Annotated in this window: 18 protein-coding genes and 1 tRNA gene; 4 read left to right on the top strand and 15 right to left on the bottom strand. The window is 70.4% G+C overall.

All coding sequences use genetic code 11. The annotated features are described in order from the left end of the window. Positions 1 to 126: 126 nt before the first annotated feature. The 9 genes from VTA80_RS13195 to VTA80_RS13155 form a co-directional block, all read right to left on the bottom strand. Positions 127 to 1,110 (bottom strand): glycoside hydrolase family 43 protein, encoded by a 984-nt coding sequence (locus VTA80_RS13195; RefSeq protein WP_407341553.1) that lies wholly within the window; start codon positions 1,108 to 1,110, stop codon positions 127 to 129. Beyond that, the gene (locus tag VTA80_RS13190; protein WP_407341552.1) at positions 1,103 to 2,425 is read right to left on the bottom strand and encodes a family 1 glycosylhydrolase; all 1,323 of its coding nucleotides are present in this window, start codon (positions 2,423 to 2,425) and stop codon (positions 1,103 to 1,105) included. Before VTA80_RS13190 ends, VTA80_RS13195 begins: the two co-directional genes overlap by 8 nt. Next, positions 2,422 to 3,258, bottom strand: coding sequence for a carbohydrate ABC transporter permease (locus VTA80_RS13185; RefSeq protein ID WP_407341551.1), 837 nt, complete (start codon positions 3,256 to 3,258; stop codon positions 2,422 to 2,424). Before VTA80_RS13185 ends, VTA80_RS13190 begins: the two co-directional genes overlap by 4 nt. Continuing rightward, on the bottom strand, positions 3,248 to 4,174 hold the full coding sequence (locus tag VTA80_RS13180; RefSeq protein ID WP_407341550.1) for a carbohydrate ABC transporter permease: 927 nt from the start codon (positions 4,172 to 4,174) through the stop codon (positions 3,248 to 3,250). Before VTA80_RS13180 ends, VTA80_RS13185 begins: the two co-directional genes overlap by 11 nt. 74 nt (positions 4,175 to 4,248) lie before the next feature. After that, positions 4,249 to 5,526, bottom strand: coding sequence for an ABC transporter substrate-binding protein (locus VTA80_RS13175; protein WP_407341549.1), 1,278 nt, complete (start codon positions 5,524 to 5,526; stop codon positions 4,249 to 4,251). Positions 5,527 to 5,560: 34 nt separating this feature from the next. Next, positions 5,561 to 6,574: a LacI family DNA-binding transcriptional regulator gene (locus VTA80_RS13170; protein WP_407341548.1), complete on the bottom strand. Its 1,014-nt coding sequence runs from the start codon at positions 6,572 to 6,574 to the stop codon at positions 5,561 to 5,563. 332 nt (positions 6,575 to 6,906) lie between these two features. Beyond that, the gene (locus tag VTA80_RS13165) at positions 6,907 to 7,338 is read right to left on the bottom strand and encodes an SRPBCC domain-containing protein (RefSeq protein ID WP_407341547.1); all 432 of its coding nucleotides are present in this window, start codon (positions 7,336 to 7,338) and stop codon (positions 6,907 to 6,909) included. Between the two features lie 289 nt (positions 7,339 to 7,627). After that, positions 7,628 to 7,701, bottom strand: a tRNA-Met gene (locus VTA80_RS13160). Between the two features lie 82 nt (positions 7,702 to 7,783). Then, on the bottom strand, positions 7,784 to 10,774 hold the full coding sequence (locus tag VTA80_RS13155) for a UPF0182 family protein (RefSeq protein WP_407341546.1): 2,991 nt from the start codon (positions 10,772 to 10,774) through the stop codon (positions 7,784 to 7,786). A gap of 113 nt (positions 10,775 to 10,887) precedes the next feature. Between VTA80_RS13155 and VTA80_RS13150 the strand changes: the two genes are divergently transcribed. Continuing rightward, on the top strand, positions 10,888 to 11,508 hold the full coding sequence (locus tag VTA80_RS13150) for a PPA1309 family protein (RefSeq protein ID WP_407341545.1): 621 nt from the start codon (positions 10,888 to 10,890) through the stop codon (positions 11,506 to 11,508). Between the two features lie 13 nt (positions 11,509 to 11,521). Here the strand turns inward: VTA80_RS13150 and VTA80_RS13145 are convergent, their stop codons facing one another. Beyond that, the gene (locus VTA80_RS13145) at positions 11,522 to 12,736 is read right to left on the bottom strand and encodes a PDZ domain-containing protein (protein ID WP_407341544.1); all 1,215 of its coding nucleotides are present in this window, start codon (positions 12,734 to 12,736) and stop codon (positions 11,522 to 11,524) included. Positions 12,737 to 12,743: 7 nt separating this feature from the next. Next, a complete protein-coding gene (locus VTA80_RS13140) occupies positions 12,744 to 13,838 on the bottom strand; it encodes an NAD-dependent epimerase/dehydratase family protein (protein WP_407341543.1) in 1,095 nt (364 codons plus the stop codon). A 78-nt stretch (positions 13,839 to 13,916) separates the two neighbouring features. Between VTA80_RS13140 and VTA80_RS13135 the strand changes: the two genes are divergently transcribed. Continuing rightward, a complete protein-coding gene (locus VTA80_RS13135; RefSeq protein WP_407341542.1) occupies positions 13,917 to 15,323 on the top strand; it encodes a zinc-dependent metalloprotease in 1,407 nt (468 codons plus the stop codon). A gap of 35 nt (positions 15,324 to 15,358) precedes the next feature. On the opposite strand, the gene VTA80_RS13130 is transcribed toward VTA80_RS13135, so the two are convergent. Continuing rightward, positions 15,359 to 16,009: a M48 family metallopeptidase gene (locus tag VTA80_RS13130; RefSeq protein WP_407341541.1), complete on the bottom strand. Its 651-nt coding sequence runs from the start codon at positions 16,007 to 16,009 to the stop codon at positions 15,359 to 15,361. 322 nt (positions 16,010 to 16,331) lie between these two features. On the opposite strand from VTA80_RS13130, the gene VTA80_RS13125 reads away from it, so the two are divergent. Next, complete coding sequence (locus VTA80_RS13125; RefSeq protein WP_331955647.1) at positions 16,332 to 16,490, top strand: DUF5679 domain-containing protein; 159 nt, start codon at positions 16,332 to 16,334, stop codon at positions 16,488 to 16,490. Positions 16,491 to 16,653: 163 nt separating this feature from the next. Next, on the top strand, positions 16,654 to 17,742 hold the full coding sequence (locus VTA80_RS13120) for a ThiF family adenylyltransferase (protein WP_407341540.1): 1,089 nt from the start codon (positions 16,654 to 16,656) through the stop codon (positions 17,740 to 17,742). Here the strand turns inward: VTA80_RS13120 and VTA80_RS13115 are convergent. From VTA80_RS13115 to VTA80_RS13105, 3 genes are all read right to left on the bottom strand, one after another. Further along, complete coding sequence (locus VTA80_RS13115) at positions 17,739 to 18,107, bottom strand: WhiB family transcriptional regulator (RefSeq protein WP_407341539.1); 369 nt, start codon at positions 18,105 to 18,107, stop codon at positions 17,739 to 17,741. The two genes, VTA80_RS13120 and VTA80_RS13115, sit on opposite strands and share 4 nt — an antisense overlap. A 166-nt stretch (positions 18,108 to 18,273) precedes the next feature. Beyond that, complete coding sequence (locus VTA80_RS13110; RefSeq protein WP_407341538.1) at positions 18,274 to 18,423, bottom strand: hypothetical protein; 150 nt, start codon at positions 18,421 to 18,423, stop codon at positions 18,274 to 18,276. Between the two features lie 138 nt (positions 18,424 to 18,561). Continuing rightward, positions 18,562 to 20,559 carry an ATP-dependent helicase gene (locus VTA80_RS13105; protein WP_407341537.1) on the bottom strand — a complete coding sequence of 666 codons (1,998 nt, stop codon included), beginning with the start codon at positions 20,557 to 20,559 and terminating at the stop codon, positions 18,562 to 18,564. Positions 20,560 to 20,758 lie beyond the last annotated feature (199 nt).

Raw genomic sequence — 20,758 nt, 5'->3', positions numbered from 1 at the left:
GCGAAACCACAGCGTCCCTATTGCCAAAACCCTGACAGTTGTCGGCAGCCTCGCTCGCCGCCACAACTGTCAGGGTTTTGGCAACCCGTCTGTGCTAGCGGGCCGCGGCAGAGTCCGAGGGATAGCTCACCCTCGCTCCGGAGGTTCGCCTTCTGGGAAACCGTCAGCCCGTGGGCCATCCACCGTCCACGTCATGATCGAGAGGTGGAGTTGCCGGGCTGTGGGGGGCCAGTTCCACGCGTGGTACACAATCACGTCCTCACCGTGGGGGCCCACGGTGATGCTGTTGTGTCCCGGGCCGACGACGTCGGTTCCAATGGTCCACAGGATTCGCGGGGTGGACGATCCTCGGCGCCACGGGCCGAGTGGGTGATCGGCTTCGGCCCAACTGACGCCGTAGCTGGCGTCTTTCCAGGATCCGCCGGAGAACAGGCAGTAGTAGCGCGCGTTGTGACAGACAACTGAGGGGCCTTCGAGCGTGTGCCAGTCGACCGTGCGGCCGTACATCTCTCGGCTTCGTTCGTAGATCTGCCAGTCGGCGTCGGGGCGCACGATGGTTGTCGCCTCACCGGCAAGAGCGGTCGCCGCGATGAGGCGGTCGACGGCGAGCATGGTTCCGATCCGCGGTCCGGTCAGGACGTCGTGGGCGTAGAACAGGTACCAGGTTCCGTCGGTGTCGCGGTAGGGATGGGCATCGATGGCGAACCGCTCCCCTGGCGTGAGGTTAACGCCGGTGTCCTGGAACGGGCCGGTGGGGTCGTCGGCGACGGCCACGCGGAGGTGGTGGCCGTGGTCGCCGTGCCCTAGCGAGTAGTACAGCCAGTACCGGCCGTCACGGTGGGCGACCTCGGGGGCCCAGTAGTCGGTGCCCAAGGAAGTGGGCACTGGGACGAGTGCTCCCCCTGCGTCTGACCAGTGCACGAGGTCGGGTGAGGTGAGCATCTGGAACTGGCGTCCGTCGTCGGGCGGGTGGGCGCCGGGGGTCGCTGCCGGCACGGTGCCGTAGGCGATGTATCCGGTCGCCGTCCGCAGGACGAAGGGGTCTGCGAAGTACTCGGGGTACGCAGCGGCGTGGGCAGCGCCGGCTTGCACCGAGACCGAGTCAGGCATCGTCGCTCACCACACGGAATGCGTGGGCACTCGGTGTGAGCAGGCGATCAAGCACGCCGTCGGGACCCGCCTCGAGGCGGATGAGGCCCATGCGGCGCAGGAAGGGTTCGACGCCGTCGGCGGGGTCTCCGAGTGGCTGTTGGACCGTGTAGCTCTCTTGCGGGGTCTTGGCGTTGGGGATGAGGAACTCTTCGACGCTCGATCCCCCCGCGGTGAACGACCAGTCGACGAAGTCGAGCAGTGGCCACCAGGTCAGTCCACGTAGGTCGATTCCCTCGCCGCGGAGCTGCTTGGCGCAGTCGACGGACTCGTGCAGCCAGCTGGACCGTGTGGCGTCGTCTCCTTCGATGCTGGTCTCGGTGATGGCCAGCGGTAGGCCGTAGCGCGCGGCCAGGGCGCTGAGCACGTCGTGAAGGCCGTTGCGTCCGCGATCCACGGCAACTTGGGCGGGCGATTCGTTGTGGATGACGAGTTTTCGCGGGGAGAGGTTCGGGTAATAGTTCACGCCCAGGACGTCGATCCGGGCAGGCCCGTCGACCAGAACGGCCAGCCGCTCCGGGTCCGCTCCGTGGGCGAGCATCCAGGGGTAGAGCGGGTGGTCGTGGGCGACCCGACCAGTGGTGAGATCGAGCGGGAGTTGCGCCAGCTGGGTCAGGTGGTCGACCTCGGTGCAGAGCGTGGGTTCGTCGGTCTCGTAGAGCAGGGCAGCTTCAACGTGCACGACGACGCCGTCGGGGTTGGCTGTGTGGATTTCCTGCTCGGCGAGGACGACGGCCTCGGCGATGTTGAGAGTGACCGCGACCCAGGCGTCCCAGCCGCGACCGTAGGGCGGCCAGACGCCGCGCAGCCCGCTGAACGACGCGGTCGTGATGGGTTCGTTCAGTGGGGTGATGTGGTTGACGCGTCCGCGGTAGCGGGCCGCGAATGCGCCGGCGAATTGCCCGAGCGCCGCAGGGAAGTCTTCGGCCAGGAAGGACTGGGGCAGCCAGGTCGGGCAGCCGTAGTGGACGAGGTCGGCAATGAGCGTGAGGCCCAGTTGGCCGGCGTAGTCGACCACCTCGTCCAGGTGCGCCCAGTCGTACGTTCCAGGGGCGGGATGAACGAGCGGCCAGGAGGCGCCGTACCGGACGGCTGAGGCACCGAGGCTGGCCGCGAGGTCCAGGTCATGACGCCAGTTGCTGTCGTGCTGAGTGAGTGCGTGCTCGTCCAGGGGAGGCGTCGGGTCGTCGGCGGCGGGGTACACGCAGGTGTCTTCGATGCCGAGCGCCCAGGTGAAGGCGCCGGCATCGAAGGCTCTGGGTCGGTGGGGGCTCACTTGATTCCTGTCGTTGCGACGCCGTGCACGAAGTACTTCTGGGCGAGCGCGAAGGCGACGGCCAGGGGAATGAGGGAGATGGTGGCCCCCGCGAGGAGCACCGCGTGGTCGGTGACGTGTTGACCACCGAACAGGGTGAGGCCGGCGGGAAGCGTGCGCATGTTCGTCGTCGTCGTCATGACCAAAGGCCAGAGCAGGTCGTTCCACAGGTTCATGAAGTGCAGGACGGCGAGGGTGGCCAGCGCCGGCTTGGCCAGGGGAAGGACGATCTGCCAGTAGATGCGCAGGTGACTGGCACCGTCGATGCGGGCCGCTTCGTCGAGCTCGCGGGGGATCTGCATGAAGAACTGCCGCAGGAGGAAGATCCCGAAGGCACTGGTGGCGCGCGGGATAATCAGGCCTTGGTAGGTGTTGAGCCAGCCGAGGTTGAACAGCGTCATGAAGACGGGGACCAGGGTGATCTGGACGGGGACCATGAGCGTGGCGATGACGAGCCAGAACGCGACGGTCTGGCCCTTGAACTTCAGCCGGGACAGCGCGTAGGCGGCCATCGAGTCGAAGAGCAGGCACAGCGCGGTGGTGACTCCCGCGAAGATGAAGCTGTTCGCGACGAGCCGCAGGAACGGGAGCTGGGTCCAGATCTCCCGATAGCCGTGCAGCGTCCAGGTGGCGGGAAGGATCCGGGACGGGTCAGCGAACAGGTCTGCTTCGCTGCGAAACGAGCCGCCGAGCATCCACAGGAATGGGATGACCGCGATGACTGCACCGACCAGTACGACGGTCCAGATCGCGCCTCGGCTCAGGCGCGCGGGCAGGGTGGGGTTAGTCGACATCGTTGTACCTGAAGAATCGGAGTTGGAGCGCGGAGACGATGACGATGACGAGGAAGAGGGACCAGGCGATCGCGGAGGCGTAGCCAAAGTCGAAGTTCTCGAACGCCTGGCGGTACATGAACGTCACCAGCGTCTCGGTGGAGAACAGCGGTCCCCCATGGGTCATCGCGAAGATGAGGTCGAACATCTGCAGCGATTGGATGGTCAGGATGACCGCCGCGAACAGGAGCGTCGGCCGCATCGCGGGCAGAGTGACGTGGCGGATGAGCTGGAGCGAGTTCGCCCCGTCGAGGCGTGCGGCTTCGTACTGCTGCTCGGGCACGCCCAGGAGCCCGGCAAGGAGCAGGATCATCGTGAATCCGAGGGTCTTCCAGATCCCGACGGCGATGACGGTCGGCAGCGCCAGCGTGGTGCTGCGCAGCCAGGCGACCGGGTCAAGGCCGAGGTTCTTCATCACCCCGGCGACCAGGCCGATGTCCGGGTCCAGCATGAAGCGCCACACGATGCCGATGGTGGACAGCGCGACGACGGTCGGGAAGAAGTAGACCGAGCGGAGCGTACGGCTGAGCAGATTGGTCCGCTGGAGCCAGTAGGCGAGCAGGAACCCGAGCACGAGCAGCACAGCGACCGTGACGGTGGTGAAGATGATGGTGATGCGCAGCGCGTTGAAGAACTGCGGGTCGGAGAGCAGGCGGGTGTAGTTGCCCAGGCCCACCCAGGGCTGCACGTCGGCTCCGATGCGCCACTCGTGGAAGCTCATCCACAGGGACTGGAAGATCGGGAAGATGACGAACGTGCCGAGGATGAGCGCGCTGGGGAGCAGGAACAGAACCGCGGGTTGAATCCGGATACGTCGCCTGCGCTGGGGTGGGGTGACCTGCAGGGCAGGTCGCCTGAGGTCAATCTGCGTGGTCATGCGCTTTCCGTTCTGGTCAGGGGCCCGGGAGGCTTCAGGGAACCTCCCGGGCCCCGAGATCTGAGTTGCTCGGCCTACTTGGTGCAGCCGGTCAGAGCGTTGATGTCACCGGCTGCGGTCTTGACCGATGCCGCGACGTCAGCGCCGCGGGTGATCTCACCGATGAGCGGCACGTAGACCTCGGTGTCGACCTTGGTGGCATTGGGCACGCCGGGCAGGTAGAGCCGCGCGCTGGGCAGGGCGGACGCGAAGGCCTGGACGACCTCGTTCTTCATCAGCTCAGGGTCCGACGCCATGTCGGTGCGCACCGGCGGGAAGCCGGAGGCGAGGGCGAACTGGCGCTGGGCGTCCTGGCCGGTCCACCACGACAGGAACGCAGCAGCTTCCTGGGGGTGCTTGGTGCCCTTGCCGATCATCAGTGGCACGGTCGATGAAAGGGTCACTGGGCCGGCGCTCCCGACGGGGACGCTGACCACACCGAAGTCCACACCCGCTGCCGCGTAGCCGGCGGCCGCCCATGGGCCGTTGATCTGCATGGCGGCCTTACCGGCGGAGAACAGGGAGTCCGACTCCGCGCCGGTCAGTCCGACCGGGCTGATGCCGTCCTTGATCACGAGGTTGGTCCATTCCTTCAGACCCGCGACGCTCGCGTCGTTGTCGATGACGGCGCAGCCGTCCTCACCGACGATGTCGCCACCGTCCATCCACTGCAGCACCGGCCACATCTGGATGGTTTCGTGGTCAGCCAACGTGAGGCCGTACACACCGTCGGCGGCGTTGGTCAGCGCGACGGCGTCGGCCTTGAACTCCTTGCTGGTGGCGGGCGGTGTGGCGATGCCTGCGGATTTGAAGAGTGCCTTGTTGTAGTACAGCTCCAGGGTGGCCACGTTCGCCGGGACTGCGTACAGGGTGTCCTTAATCGTGAACGCGCCGATAGCTGCCGGTCCGAGGTTCGCGGTGTCGATCTTGTCGGCGCTGGCGCCGGTGAAGTCGTTGAGCGCGAGCGCTGAACCAGTTTCAACGTACTTCGCGACCACGCTCGGGTCGAAGTTCGGGGTAGCCACGTCGGGCCCCTGTCCCGTACCCCAGGCGGCGGGCAGAGTCTGAGCGATCGTGTCCCACGGCTGGATCTCCATCGTCACCTGAATGTTCGGGTGCGTGTCGTTGAAGGTCTTGACCAGGCCCTCGTACGCGGCGCGGTCACCGCCAGTGAAGCCAGCTGTCATCGTCAGGGCGACGACCCCGTCGGCGCTGGTCCCCGGCGACGAGCCGTCGGCAGCTCCACCGGAACTGCAGGCTGTGAGGAGGAAGATGCCGGCTATGGCAGCCGCACCCAGTGGGCGAATTCTCATGGCGATGTCTCCTTTGACGTGGCGTTCACTGTGGTCATTTCGCGTTCTGGTCGGGCACGGTGCAGCCGCATGACTCGCGGACGATGAGTTCCACCGGCAGGGTCGTTCCCGCAGGGGTGGGCTGGTTACCTGCCAGGAGCTCGAAAAGTTGGGCGGCCGCGTGGCGCCCGATCTTCTCGGCAGGTACGCGAATGGTGGTGATCCCCGGCGTGGTCACCCGCGCCAGACCGAAGTCGTCGAAGCCGACGATCTTGACGTCCTGCGGTGTCCGGTGGCCGCGCCGCCGCAACTCACACATCGCGCCGTAGGCCATCTCGTCGTTGGCGGCGAAGATCGCGTCGAAGGACTCGTCCAGGGCCAGGAGCATCCGAGCGGCTTTGGCACCGGACTCTTCGCTGTAGTCCCCCTGGACGACGATCGGCTCGGGCTGCGCGGAGGCACGAAGTGCGGCGCGGCAACCCTCGAGGCGGTCGAGCGAGCTCTGGTGGTCGAGCGGACCGCTGATGTGGGCGATCCGCCGCACGTGATGGGTCTCGAGCAGGTGGCTGGTCGCTGTCCTGGCCGCCTTGACATCGTCGATTCCTACCCAGATCGAGCCTGGGAGCGTGGGGGTGCGGCCGATGAGTACGACCGGGAGGCCCGAGCGGACCAGGCTCTCCAGGTCGCGGTCATCCGCTGCCGCCGAGGCGACGATTGCGCCATCGGCAACCTGGGAGCGCAGAAGTCGTTCGTAGGCGGTGACCCCGTGTTCCTGTTCCGCCCCGGTGGAGATGATCACCGGCGCGCCCTGCTCATCACTGATCGCGCTGACGCCCACAAGCAGGTGCATGAAGTAGGCATGACCGAAGACGTGCTGGCTCGTGTTCGGCACCACCAGTGCGATCGACCCGGACTTCTGCGCGCGCAGAGCGCGTCCGGCGGTGTTGGTGACATAGCCGAGGTCGCGAGCGGCGGTCTGGATCCGCGCCGCCGTCTCCTTGCCGATACGTGGGTTGCCCCGCAGCGCCATCGAGACCGCCGACGGGGTCACTCCGACCAGGTCAGCCACATTGCGTAGCGTGACCCGACCGCGTCCGACTGACTTCTCCTTCGCCACAACAACCTCCTGGTCCTGGGAATGCTTCATCGTTGAAGCAAGATCGCCGATCGCACCGATGATCCGCAACTCCACCAGCCGCCCTCGGTTAGATCAGGGGAGGTGGCGGGAGTTGCTTTATCGTTAAAGCAGATGCTGATATGAGTGTAACCCTGGACGATGCGTGCTTGTCAAACCGCTGTGCCGTCGCTGCCCGCCACGGCCGGCAGGGTTGTGACAACACCTCGGTGCTAGCGGGGCGCGGTGGTCACACCCGAACCGACGTCGTCATCATCACGTGGGAGTCAGGCCTGCGACTCCGCGACGGTCCTGAGCTCGATCAGCACCGGGTTCTCGGCACCCTCGTCCGCCTCCGCCTCGCCGGCGCCAGGGCGCGGATCGTGCTGCGTGATCGACACCCGTGTGCCGCCATCCTCCAGCGGCGTCAGCAGGTACGTCATCGTGAAGTAGTTCTCCGGCGCGTCCGCCAGATCCGGGCGCGGCGCGAACAGCGAATACGACAGCTGACGCGGGCGATCGAACTCGAGGACCGTCCCCCACTGCTCGAACCGGCCGCCCTCCCACTGCACGGTGAACCGGATTGGGCTGCCGACGGCCCAATCGGTGACCAGGTCGCTGCCGTACTGCCAGCGCTTGACGAGCGCGGGAACGGTCAGCGTCTCCCACACGGCTGCGGGGCTGGCAGCGACGTCGATCTCGGAGACGGAGTCAGACATGGCGACACCCTAGCGACGGGCGCCCGCACCGCGGTCGACGACGACCGGAAGTGTCAGGGTTTTGGCAACCCCCGTGTGCTACCGGGACCGGCCGAATCCCCGACACGTTAACCAGGGAGGCGCCCCTGACGCCCGGCGCTAGAGCTCTGTGACCCGCGCAACATCCGCCCAAGTCCCCCGCGCTCCACTCAGATCCGGAGGCAAGGTCTGCGGTCACCGCGCGGTCACGCACGCAAGAGGCCCTCTCTCCCCGAAGGAAGAAAGGGCCTCTGACCTGCACTTTCATAAGTAGCGGGGGTAGGATTTGAACCTACGACCTCTGGGTTATGAGCCCAGCGAGCTACCGAGCTGCTCCACCCCGCGCCGCTGAAAGCAACCCTACGTCACCCGGGCCGACCCTCCTAATCGAGGGCCGAACCGAGTGCCCGCAGGGTGCTTTCAGGTCCTATCCGAGCTCAGCCTCAGCAGCGACTGCCGCCTCCAGCGCGGACTGCAGCTTCTTCTGCGACTCCCCGTACGCGGCGAAGTCGTTGGCTGCAAGCGCCGCCTGACCCTCCTGGATCGCCTGGTTGGCCGCGGTCAGGGCCGAGTCGAGCCGCTCGCGCGCCGTCCCGACAGCCGTGCCCGAGGTCGCACTCGGAGCGGGGGTAGGCGAGGTCGCGGACGGCGTCGGCGTCGGTGTGGCCGTGCCGTCGGGGGTATCCGTCGAGGGCGCCGTCGGGCCGGTGCTCGGCGCGGTGCCGTCCACGTTGGCCCCGGAGCTGCCGCCGAACACCTGATCCAGCGCCTCCCCGAGCGTGTCGGCGAAGCCGATCGAGTCACCGAAGGCGACGAGCACCTTGCGCATGAGCGGGATCTGCGTGCCGCTCGACGACTGCACGTACACGGGCTGCACGTACAGCAGGCCGCCACCCACGGGCAGGGTCAGCAGGTTGCCGTGGATCACCGTCGAGTTCCCCTGGGCGAGCAGGTTCAGGGTCGTCGAGACGTCCGGGGAGGCGTCGAAGTTGTTCTGCACCTGTCCCGGTCCGGGAACCGTCGAGTTGCGTGGGAGCTCGAGCAGCCGCAGCTTCCCGTAGCCCGCCGCGGGTTTACCCGCCACACTGCCGGCCTCGGCATCCGCCGCCAGGAAGCCGGTGAGCACGTTGCGCGTGCCACCCTGCGGGATGTAGGTCGACGTGAGCGAGAACGCCGGGGTGTCCTGACCGGGCATCTTGAGCGTCAGGTAGTACGGCGGCTGGGCGACCGGCGCGGACTGCGTCGGGTCGTTCGGCGAGGACCAGAAGTCCTGGCTGGTGTAGAAGTCGCCCGCGTCGCTGACGTGGTAGTTCGACAGCAGCGTCCGCTGGACCTTGAACAGGTCCTCCGGGTACCGGATGTGGCTCATCAGGTCGCCACTGATCGAGGAGAGCGGCTTGAGCGTGCCGGGGAAGACCTTCTGCCATGCCCGCAGCACCGGGTCCTTGGGATCCCACGCGTACAGGGTGACCTCGCCCGTGTAGGCGTCGACGGTCGCCTTGACCGAGTTGCGGATGTAGTTCGCCGTCTGCGGGGCGAGCTCGGTGACCGTGGACGACCGCTGCGTGAGCGAGTCCACCGTCGCGTCGGCGAGCTGCGCCGAGGCGGAGTACGGGTAGCCGGCCGACGTCGTGTAACCGTCGACCATCCACACGACCTTGCCCTCGACGACGGCGGGGTAGACCCGACCGTCGACCGTCAGGTACGGCGCGACCTTCTGCACGCGATCGCGCGGGTTGCGGTCGTACAGGATCTGGGAGTCGGAGGTCACGCGATCGGAGAACAGGAGCTCCTCGTCGCCGAACTTCAGCGCGTAGAGCAGCTTGTTCCACGGGTTGCCGACGCTGGGGCCGGCGTTGATCTTCGACGTCGGGAAGCTGGTGTTCTTCTGGCCGCCGGACGCGTCGTCCGGGTAGTCGAGCTCCCAGGCCTTCTTCGTGTCGGGCGCGCCGACGATGGAGTACGTCGGCGAGTTCTGACCGAAGTAGATCCGCGGCTCGTAGTCGCCGAGCTCACCGGTCGACGGGATCCCGCCCTCGAAGTAAGCCGGCTGACCGTCGGAGCTCGTCGTGTTGCCGTACGCGGCCACGACGCCGAACCCGTGGGTGTAGACCGTGTGGTCGTTGACCCAGGTGCGGGCGCTCGTCCCGAGGCCGCCGAGGTTGAGCTCGCGCACCGCGATCACGGTGTCGCGCTTCTCGCCGTTGATCGTGTACCGGTCCACCGACAGCGTGTCCGCGAAGTTGTAGTACTGCTTGTTCTGCTGCAGCTGCCGGAACGACGGGCTCACGATCGCCGGGTCGAGCAGCCGGATGCTGGCGGCGGTCTCGGCGTCCTTGCGCAGGGCGCCGGCCGCGGCGTCCGTCGTGGCGGAGTACGGCGTGACCTCGATGTTGTCGAGGCCGAAGGCCGTCTTGGTCGCGTCGATGTTGCGCTGGATGAACTCGGACTCGAGCTCCTGCGCGTTCGGGACCACCTGGAAGCGCTGGACGACGGCGGGGTAGATCCCGCCGATGGCGATCGCGGAGACCACCATGAGCCCGACGCCGATCGCGGGGATCCGCCAGTTGCCGCGCCGCGCGGTGACGATGAAGAGCACCGCGACGACGATCGCGACCACGGCGAGGATGCCCTTGGACGGCATCACCGCGTTGACGTCGGCGTACGACGCGCCCTCGAACTTCTCCCCCGCCTTCGTCAGCAGCGAGTACCGGTCGAGCCAGTAGTTGGCCGCGATGAGCAGGAAGAAGATCGCCGCCACGATGGAGAGCTGGACGCGGGCAGCCTTGGTGGTGCGCGGGCCCTCGCCGCCGATCCGGATCCCGCCGTACAGGTACTGCGTGGCGAGCGTCGCGATGGCCGACAGGAACACGACAGCCATGAGGAACGAGACCACGAACCGCAGGCCGGGCAGCGTGAAGACGAAGAACGAGATGTCCAGCCCCCACTGCGGGTCCACGGCGTCGAACTTGACCGCGTTGAGCCACAGCTGGATGGTCTCCCACTGCTGCGAGGCGGCCGCGCCGGCGAACACGCCGAGCAGCGCCGGGCCGGCGATCATGACGAGCTTGCGCAGCGGCTCGACGGCCTCGCGGTACTGGTCGAGGTTCGCCTGCTCCGGGGTCGACGGCGCATACACGGGCCGCGAGCGGTAGGCCACGTTCAGGCAGGTCGCGACGGCACCGGCCATCAGCACGAAGCCGGCGACGAACAGCAGGCCACGGGTGAGCCACTCGGTGCGCAGCACGCTGAAGAACCCGACCTGGCTGTACCAGAGCACCTCGGTCCAGACCTGGGCCAGGATCAGGGTCAGGACGACGATCGCCCCGAGCACGATGATCGTGGGACCGAGCGCACCCCGGCGCTTGCGCGCTCGCGGTGGGCCGGAGGGGCGGCGGGGCGGGGCAGGAAAGCTCACAGCAGTGGGTTCCTCGTCTTAGGCGATACGTTGCCCGGCACGCAACCGGGTCTCCCCCGTGAACGCCCCGGCGTGGTCTGAGGTTCCCACACCTCGATGCGACGATATCCCCCATGACCACAGAGCCGACCGGAACCTCAGAGCCCGCCGGAACCCCAGAGCCGACCGATCCCGTCACCCCGCCCGACCTCCCGGTCCTGGCCCCCACCCAGATCGCCCTGGCCGACGCCGTCCGCGAGATCGAGCGGCACGTGGCCTCGGGCGGCTGGGACGGTCCGGTCCGCGTGTTCGCGCTGGTCGGCACCGCGCGCGCGCTCGACGCCTCGCCCGAGCTCGCCGACCAGCTCACCGCCGACGTCGTCGCAGCCGCCCGCAAGGACGACGCGCACCTCACCTCGATCGAGCAGGAGGGCCTGCCGTCGGCGGCCGATCTCGAGGAGCTCCTGGGCGGGATCACCTGGCCGCCCAGCGTCGAGGGCGCGGCGATCACGGTCGAGCGGGTCATCCTGCCGCCGGCCGCCGAGGAGGGGATGCCGGCCGACCCCGAGGAGGCGCTCGCCTACCTCATGGGCCACCCGGACCGTCAGGACGTGCGGATCGCCGTCGGCGCGCTGCGCTCCGGCGAGTCGTGGTCGGCCATCCGCACCCGCGCGAACGACGACGACGCCTCCGTCGCGATGGGCCCGAACCTGGTCCCGGGCCTGCTCGACGCGCTGTACGCGACGCTGGACTGACCGAAAGGGTTCCTCAGCCCGCGGCCGCGGCCGCCGCCGCCGTGCAGGTCGGCAGCGATGCGCCGTCGCCCGCCCCGATGGCCTCCATCGCGGTCCGCGCGCTGTGCAGGGTGTCGATCTTCGCCACGTGCAGCCCGGCCGGGATGTGGCCGACCACCTCGTCGCAGTTGTCGGCGGGCGCGAGGAACCAGGTCGCGCCGTCGCGCTTCGCCCCCGCGAGCTTCTGCCGGATGCCACCGATCGGCCCGACCGTGCCGTCCACGTCCATCGTGCCGGTGCCGGCGATGGTCACGCCGTTGACCTCGTCCTGCGGGGTCAGCTTGTCGATGATCCCGAGCGCGAACATGGTGCCCGCGCTCGGGCCGCCGATGTCCTCGATCTGGATCTTCACGTCGATGGGCAGGTCGAACGAGGGGTCGATGAAGACCCCGAGCTGGCTGCCGCCGCTCTCGCGCTGCCCGGTGACGATCTCCACCTCGAGCGGCTTTCCGTCCCGCTCGATCCCGAGCGTGACGTGCTCCCCGGGCTTGATCTGGCCGAGAGCCTCGACCAGGTCGGTGTACGTCGTGATCGCCGTGCCCTGCAGGGACACCACGACATCACCCTCCTGCACGACGCCGACCGCGCCGGTGCCGTCGACCGTGCCTGCAACCACGAGCGTGGCGGGCACGGTGTAGCCGAGCTCCTCGAGCGCGGCGACGGTGGCGTTCTCCTGCGAGGACACCATCTCCGCCTGGTTCTCCTTGTCGATCTGGTCCTGGCTCCGGTCGGTCGGGAACACCGTCTCGACGGGGCTGACGATCTTGTCCCCGGAGATCCACGCGCTGAGCACGGACGGCAGCGTCACCGGGTACCCCGGTCCGCCGGAGTACGACACCGTCGTGAGCCGCAGCTGCCCGGTCGACTCGTACGTCGGCGCGCCGGTGACCTCGATCAGCGGGGTGCCCTTCTCCTCGCCGAGCGTGTCCTTGGTCGGCCCGGGGCCGCCCACGGCGTACGGCACCGGCACGAGCACCATCACGGCGAACAGCGCCATCGTCGCGAGGGCCGCGATCGTCAGGGTCACCGAACGTGGGGACTGCGCGGGCGGCGCGTCCAGCTCGCCGTCGGCCAGGTCGCCGTCGGGCAGGTCACCGTCGGGCACAACAGGCTCGGGCAGATCGCCGTCGGGCAGGTCAGCGGGGAGATCGCCGGGGTCGGCGTCGGGTCCAGTCAGCTTCTCGGGCACCGCACGATCATCCCCTACCCCGTCCGCGCGACTGCCTCCAGATGGCGGCCGTGCCAAGAAACGCGACGGCCGCACCGGCCGCACCGAGGGCCGCGGCGTCCCGGGGGCCGACCCGGCGGCCGGCGACCGCGAGGCGGCCCGACCCGCTCTGCAGCAGCACGTCCAGGCACGCGGCACTAGACCAGGTCGGCTCCCAGCCGCCGGCCCGCAACCGGTCGCTGGCCACCGTCCACGAGTACACCGTGTACGCGAGCTCGCTCGACGGGGTCGGCAGCACGCCCACCCGGTGCAGCCGCTCGGCGGTGCCGAACGCGGTCACCGCGGCGAGCTCGATCCGCCGCAGGCCGGACGCCTTCTCGACCTGGGTCGGGCTCAGCACGTCGCTCGCCCCGACGGTCAGCGCGCCGGCGAGCCCGGACCGAACCGCGTGCTCGGCCGCGGACGCGAGGTCTTCCACGTGCACGAACTGCCACTCGCGGATTGCCCCGCGCACGGTCAGCAGCCGCGGCGCCTCGAAGTGGCGCGTGATGATCGTGTCGATGCCCGGCCCGACCAGCGCGGCCGGGCGCAGCACGGTCACGATCGGGCCGCGCCGCCGATGCCCCCGGGCCAGCACGGCCTCGACCGCGAGCAGGTCGCCCACCAGGCCGTCCTCGGTGCTGATCAGCGGGGTGTCGTCGGTGCTGACCGGCTGCTCGGGCACGGCGCCGTAGACCATGGCGGAGCTGATCACCACGACGTGCCGGACGCCGGCGGACCGCGACGCCGCGATCGTCCGCTCGGCGTGCGCGACCCCGCCCGCGCGGCGCTCGACCACCGGGGTGCGCACATAGGCGGCGAAGTCGGCGTCGTGCATCACCAGGACGACGACGTCGGCCCCGGCGACCGCGTCCTGCGGTGCGACGACCGGGACCTCCTCGGTCACGCGCACGTCCCAGGTCGGGGCACCGTCGCCGTCGGGGCGGGCGAACCAGGTGGCGATCGCGCTCGCCACCGCGCCGCGCCCCGCGACGACCACCACGTCACCCGGACCGGGAGGGGTGGCCCGGCGCCCTCGGCCCGCGACAATGCTGCGCCGTGAGCGAACCCCGCCTGCTGCCATGCCGCTGCGCACCCTTCTGCGTCGCCCGATGTGGTTACCGTGGACGCACCCGCGCCGGCCATTGTCCCAGGAGTCACCATGAGCAGCGAACCCCCGACCGGATCCAGCGACGAGCAGCCCCCCCAGTGGGAGGCGCTCATGCGTCAGATGTTCGGTGCCGACGCCGACGACGCGATGCGTGAGCTGCGCGAGCGCGGCATCGACCCGGCCGCCATGGCCGCCGCCGCCGGGCTCCCCGACGATCCGCAGATGCTCGGCGTCGTGCTCGGGCAGGTCCAGAAGATGCTCGCGACCACGGGCACGGGCCCGGTGAACTGGGACGTCGCGCACGACGTCGCCCGGCAGGCCGCCGTGGCCGAGGGCGACCCGTCGCTCACGCCCGGCCAGATCCGCGCCGCGACGGAAGCCCTCTCGGTCGCCGAGCTCTGGCTCGACGTCGCGACCGATCTGCCGCCCGCCGGAGGGAAGGCCCAGGCCTGGAGCCGGTCGGAATGGGTCGAGCACACCCTGCCGACCTGGCACGCGCTCGCCGAGCCCGTGGCGTCGTCGCTGTCGGCGGCCCTCGTGCGGGCGCTCGCGGACCAGCTGCCCGAGCAGCCCGACGGCGGCGCCTCGATCGACCCGGCGCAACTCATGCGCCAGCTCGGCTCTGCGGTGTTCGGGATGCAGGTCGGCCAGGCGGCGGGCACGCTCTCGCGCGAGGTCTTCGGCGCCACGGACATCGGGCTGCCGCTGCTCACCGAGGCCGCGACCGTGCTCGTCCCGACGAACCTGGCAGCCTTCGCCGAGGGGCTCGACGCCCCGCTCGAGGAGGTCCGGCTGTTCCTCGCCGTGCGCGAGGCCGCGCACGCCCGGCTGTTCACGCACGTCGCGTGGCTGCGAGGCCACCTGCTCGGCATCGTGGGCGCGTACGCGCGCGGCATCACGATCGACGTCGACAGCCTCGAGGAGGCGGTCAGCGCGATCGACCCGACCGACACCGCCGCGCTACAGGGCGCGCTCTCGGGCGGGGTGTTCGCACCCCAGGCGACCGACGACCAGAAGGCGAACCTCCTGCGGCTCGAGACGGCCCTGGCGCTCGTGGAGGGCTGGGTCGATGAGGTCAGCACCGTCGCCACGCTCCCCCACCTTCCGCACGCGGTCGCGCTGCGGGAGATGATCCGGCGTCGCCGCGCCGCGGGCGGGCCCGCCGAGCAGACGTTCGCGACGCTGGTCGGGCTCGAGATGCGTCCCCGCCGCTCGCGCGACGCCGCGGCACTGTGGGCCGAGATCACCCGGGTGGCCGGACGCAGCGCGCGCGACGCCGTCTGGGGTCACCCGGACCTGCTCCCCACGACCGAGGACCTCGACGACCCGACCGGCTACGCCGCCCGGCGCACGGCGGCCGCGGACGAGAGCGCCGAGGTCGACCGGGCGCTCGCGGAGATCCTGGGTGAGGATCCCGGCACCGCCGGCGACGAGCCCGAGAGCGACCCGCGGGGCTGACCGGACCTGGCTGACCGGACTCTGGCTGACCGGGCTTACGCGCCCGCGGCGTCCAGCACGTCGTCGGCCGCCAGGGCCGCGGCGGTGTCCGCACCGTCCTCGGCTGCGATCTCGTCGTCCGGCAGGTCCTTTGCCACATCGCCGTGCGCCGACACGTCCGGATCGGGGTTCGCGAGCCGCTCCTCGCCGAAGGTGACGCCCTCGAGGAAGCCGCGTGCGCGCTCGGTGCGCGGGTAGGACTCCAGCGCGGCCCAGAACTCCGGGCCGTGCCCCGCGTGCAGCAGGTGCGCGAGCTCGTGGAGCAGCACGTAGTCGATCACCCAGCGCGGCATGCCGCGCACGCGCGTCGAGATCCGGATCGTGCCCTCGGTCGGGGTGCACGACCCCCAGCGCCGACCCTGGTTGCTCGACCAGTTCACGCTCACGGGTTTGGCCTCGCCCCGCAGGTAACGCGTGGACAGCTCGGCGGCGCGCACGGCCAGCTCCTCGTCCGAGGGTCGCCGCCGGCGCTCCTGCTCCGCGAGGCGCCCCACCATCCGGCGCACCCACTCGCGCTCCTGCGCGCGCGTGAACCGGGCCGGGATCGCCACCACGATCCGATCGCCGTCCCGGTAGGCGGTGACGGTGCGGAGTCGTTTGCGGCTCCGGCGGACCTCGACGGGACCGACGGGATCTTGCGGGTTCACCCGTCGCACGCTAGCGCGGGACCGAGGCGTTCGCCCGCAATTCACCCATCCGTCGGCACGCCGAGGACCCCATAGTGCCGCACATCGCCGCAAGCGGTTCATCCACCGCGCCGCGCCGACGACCCGATACGGCCCGATTGAGCCCCTGAACAGGGGTTGAATCGGCGATTCGAGCGGCGCGCCGCGCCGGTTGGGGCTCGAACCTGCTCGCGTGGCCACTATCGTGGCCGTGCACGGGAGCGTGCGGCCGCTCAGGCCGCTCGGCCCTGCCGTCGGTTGGCGAATCCTCGAGCTGACGCACAGACATCGAACGGAGAACATCATGGCCGAGACATACAAGGGCGAGTTCTACTGCGTGAAGTGCAAAGAAAAGCGTGAGGCCGAGGGCGACGTCGTCGTCTCCGAGTCTGGCCGCAAGATGGCCAAGGGAATCTGCCCCGTCTGCGGGACCAAGCTGAACCGGATCCTCGGCAAGGCCTGACCAGCACGCGCCGCAAGGGGCGGCCCGCGCGTCACACGACGCCGCGGGCCGCCCCTTTGCGCTTTTCCGGGGGTTCCGCGCGCGACGCACTTTCCGGTCCTGTGGACGACGGCGACCGCACGCTCGGCGCTGTCAGGGTGGGGACAGGAAGGGCGGTGGCTGCGTGCGGCTTCGGGCGGGTCTGCGGGTGCTCTGGCGAGCACGGGACGAGGTCCAGATCGGGACCGACCCCCGCTGGGCCGTCCGGCTCACCGGCCTGACCGCACCCGAGGTCCACCTGCTGCGCGAGCTGGACGACGGCGTCGGCCCGCGCGAGCTGCACGCGCTCGCGGGCGAGTGCGGGGTGAGCGCCGCGCGGCTCGACGCCCTGCTGGCCCTGCTCGACGAGGCCCAGCTCACCGCGCCCGACGGCGCCCGGCGACGGCTGGCGACGCGAGCGGCCGCGCCCGGCACGGGACCCGACGCGGCCACCTGGACGCGCCTGCTCGACGACGGCGCGGGGGCCGCCCATGTCGCGGCCCGCGACGACCGGACCGTCGGGCTGCACGGCGCCGGCCGTCTCGGGCTGAGCATGGCGGTCACGCTCGCGGCTGCCGGCGTCGGCACCGTGCTGGTCGACGACGACCTGGCGGTCACCGCCGCGGACCTCGGGGTCGGCGGCTACACGGTGCGGGATCTGCAGGCCCCGCGCCGCGAGGTCGCCGCTCGCCTGCTGCGGGCCGTCGCGCCGGCCGTCCGGACGACGGGTCCGCCCGGCACCGTGCCCGACGTCATGGTGCTCGTCGAGCACGGAGCCGCGGACGCGACCCGGGCGCGGATCCTCGTGTCCACGTCCGTGGTGCACCTGTCGGTCGTGGTCCGCGAGGCCGACGTGCTGGTCGGCCCGCTGGTGGTTCCGGGCGACTCGGCGTGCCTGCGCTGCCTGGACCTGCACCGTGCCGACGCCGACGACCGGTGGCCGGTGGTGAGTGCCCAGCTCGCGGGCGCCCTGGCCCCGGTCGGGGCGGGCGAGGAGTCGGTGCTCGCAGCGATCGGCGGCGCCCTCGCCGCGGGTCAGGTGCTCGCCCACCTCGACGGGACGGGGGCGCGGACGCGGGGGGCCGCGTTCGAGGTCGCCCTGCCCGACGCCGTGCCGCGCCTGCGCGAGTGGCCGGTGCACCCGGAGTGCGGGTGCACCGGCCTGCCGGGGTCGGGGCCGGGGTCAGCGCTGAGACCACGGCCGCTGCGGACCTCGGCGACGGCGCGGACCTAGGCGACGGCCGCCTCGCGGTCGCCGAGCGGCGTCTTGCGCGGGCGACCGCGCCCACGCTTGGCCGCGACCACCTGACCGCCGACGAACACCTCGCCGCCCCACACGCCCCACGGCTCGGCGCGTTCGAGGGCGCCCTCGAGGCACCCCGCCCTCAGCGGGCAGCCGGCGCACAGCTGCTTGGCCAGCTCCACCTGGTCGAACTGCTCCGCGAACCAGAGCTCGGGGTCGCCCATCCGGCAGGGGATCAGGCGCGCAACCAGTCGATCGAACTGCGCGCGGTCGTCGGTGACGTCGACCGTGCTGGTGGGGGGCCAGGGACCGGATCCGCCCTGGTTCACCGCGTCGAGCAGCGTTGTGAGCCGCACGATGTCCTCCTGTTGACCTATGTCGTTCGGGTGCAATGAGCTGCGTCTGACCGACGCGTTCCGCGACCGGCCGCTCATCGCCCCGACGTGCACAGGGGCTCAGGGCAAAAGAAAGGCCGCGGTTTCCGATGTGGACTCCGCGGCCTGGTGAGATCTGATCAGTTCGTCAGGTCTTCCAGATGTGCGGAGCGGTTCCGGCGCCGAACTTGTCCGTAGACACAGCTCCGCCGAGGGGTCGCACCGAGGTGGGCGCGATGGCACGCAGTGCGAGGCCCGCGGTATCAGCCGCGTACGCCATCAGGTTCTGGTTCTTCACTTTCGGTCCACCTCCTCTTGCGCTTGTGGGCTCACACCTCGCGGCGTTGCCCTGTCGACCTTCCGAACGGGTACCAACCTAGGGGCACCTCGCGCGGCGACACAACCTATTTAAAAACCCGACCGGTTTGGTGCAGTTTCAGGCCCCCGGACGGCCCGCGACCAGCGCCAGGAGCGCCGGCCCGAACCGGTCGATCTTCGCCGGGCCGATGCCCTTGACCTGCGCGAGCTCGGCTGTCGTGGCCGGCCGGACCTCCGCGATCGCGGCCAGCGTGGCGTCGACCAGCACCGTGTAGGCCGGCTTGTCGGTGTCGAGCGCGACCTCGGCGCGCCAGTCGCGCAGGCGCTCGAACAGCACCGGGTCGTACTGGCCCGAGAGCGCCGGGCTCGTCGACCGCGCGGTGCCCGCCGCGCGACGACGCTGGCCGGCGTCGTCCGGCCACAGCCCGTCGAGGAACCGCGTGCGGCGCCGCGAGGCACGCCCGCCGGGGTTCCGCGAGCGCGCGTACGACAGCTCGAGGTGCTCGCGAGCCCGGGTGATGCCGACGTAGAGGAGCCGACGCTCCTCCGCGATCGCCTCGTCGGACTCGGCCAGCGAGATCGGCATGAGGCCCTCGCTCATCGACGCCAGGAACACGGCGTCCCACTCGAGGCCCTTGGCGGCGTGCAGCGAGGCGAGCGTCACCCCCTCGACCGTCGGGGCGTGCTGGGCCGACGCGCGCTCGTCCAGCTCGACGACCAGGTCGCGCAGGCTCGCCTGGTGCCGGGCCGCGAGGTCGTCCGCGAGCGCGACGAGCGCCTGCATCGACTCCCACCGTTCGCGCGCAGCCCCCCGCGCGGCCGGTGGCTTCTCGGCCCAGCCGACGGAGAGCAGGACGTCGCGGACGACGTCGGGCATGGGGGTCTCCGCGTCGGCGGACCGACCGGCGCCGCGCAGCAGGACCATCGCCTCGCGGACCTCGCGGCGGGCGAAGAACCGCTCGCCCCCGCGGACCAGGTACGAGATCCCGGCGGCCGCGAGCGCCTGCTCGAACCCCTCCGACTGCGCGTTCGTGCGGTAGAGCACGGCGATCTCGCTCGCGTGCGTGCCGGTCGCGAGCAGGCGCCCGATCCGCGCTGCGACGCCGGCGGCCTCCGACTCGTCGTCGTCGTAGATCGTGAACCCGACCGGCGGGCCGGCCGGGCGCTGCGCGATGAGCTCGAGGGCCTGGGCGTTGCGCCGGCCGCGCTGGGCGATCAGGCGGTTGGCGAGGGCGACCACCTGCGGGGTGGACCGGTAGTCCCGTACCAGGCGGACCACCTGCGCGGTCGGGTGGGTCTTCGAGAACGTCAGCAGGTGGTGCGGCGAGGCGCCGGTGAAGGAGTAGATCGTCTGGCTCGGGTCGCCGACGACGCACAGCTCCTCGCGGCCTCCGAGCCACTCGTCGAGCAGGAACTGCTGCAGCGGCGAGACGTCCTGGTACTCGTCGACCACGAACCGCCGGTACTGGTGGCGCACCTCCTGGGCCACGTCGTGGCGCGTGTGCAGCATGTCCGCGAGCATGAGGAGCACGTCCTCGAAGTCGATGACGCCGCGCTCGGTCTTCACGTCCTCGTACGCCGTGATCAGACGCGCCACGGTCTGCCGGTCGAACCCGGCGGGGGCGGGGCGGTCGATCGCCGTTGTCGCCCGGACGTAGTCGTCCGCCGAGACGAGCGAGACCTTGGACCACTCGACCTCGCTGGCCAGGTCGCGGACCGAGACCCGGTCGACCGACACCGACAGCATCCCGGCGGCCTGCGCGATGACGGGCGCCTTGTGCTCGAGGATGCGCGGCGGGGCGCCGCCGACCACCTTCGGCCAGAAGAAGCTGAGTTGGCGCAGCGCGGCAGCGTGGAACGTGCGGGCCTGGACCCCACCGACGCCGAGCTCGCGCAGCCGCGTGCGCATCTCGCCCGCGGCACGGGCGGTGAACGTCACGGCGAGGACGGAGGTGGGCGGGTAGACCCCGCTGCGCACGCCGTAGGCGATGCGGTGGGTGATCGCGCGCGTCTTGCCGGTACCCGCGCCGGCGAGGACACACACGGGCCCGGTCAGGGCAAGGGCGACGGCGCGCTGGTCGGGGTCGAGGGCTTCGAGGATCTCGTCTGCAGACATCACCGATGATTCTCCCAGCCCCCACCCACACCCGCTGCGCGGTGGGGGCACGGCGCTGGGGGCAAGGCACCGCGGGTCGCCCGGGGAACAGCAGCGGCCGGTCCGCGGTTCCAGACAGTGCACGACCGGTTCCACGATCGTGACCCGGGGTCTCGAACTCCCGGCCCGCCCGACGACCTGACGAGGATCCCTTGACCAC

The organism is Pengzhenrongella phosphoraccumulans (genome assembly GCF_045689905.1).
Taxonomy (GTDB): Bacteria; Actinomycetota; Actinomycetes; order Actinomycetales; family Cellulomonadaceae; genus Pengzhenrongella; species Pengzhenrongella phosphoraccumulans.
The sequence above is the reverse complement of the archived record's forward strand: the minus strand, read 5'-3'. Positions and strand labels throughout refer to the sequence as shown.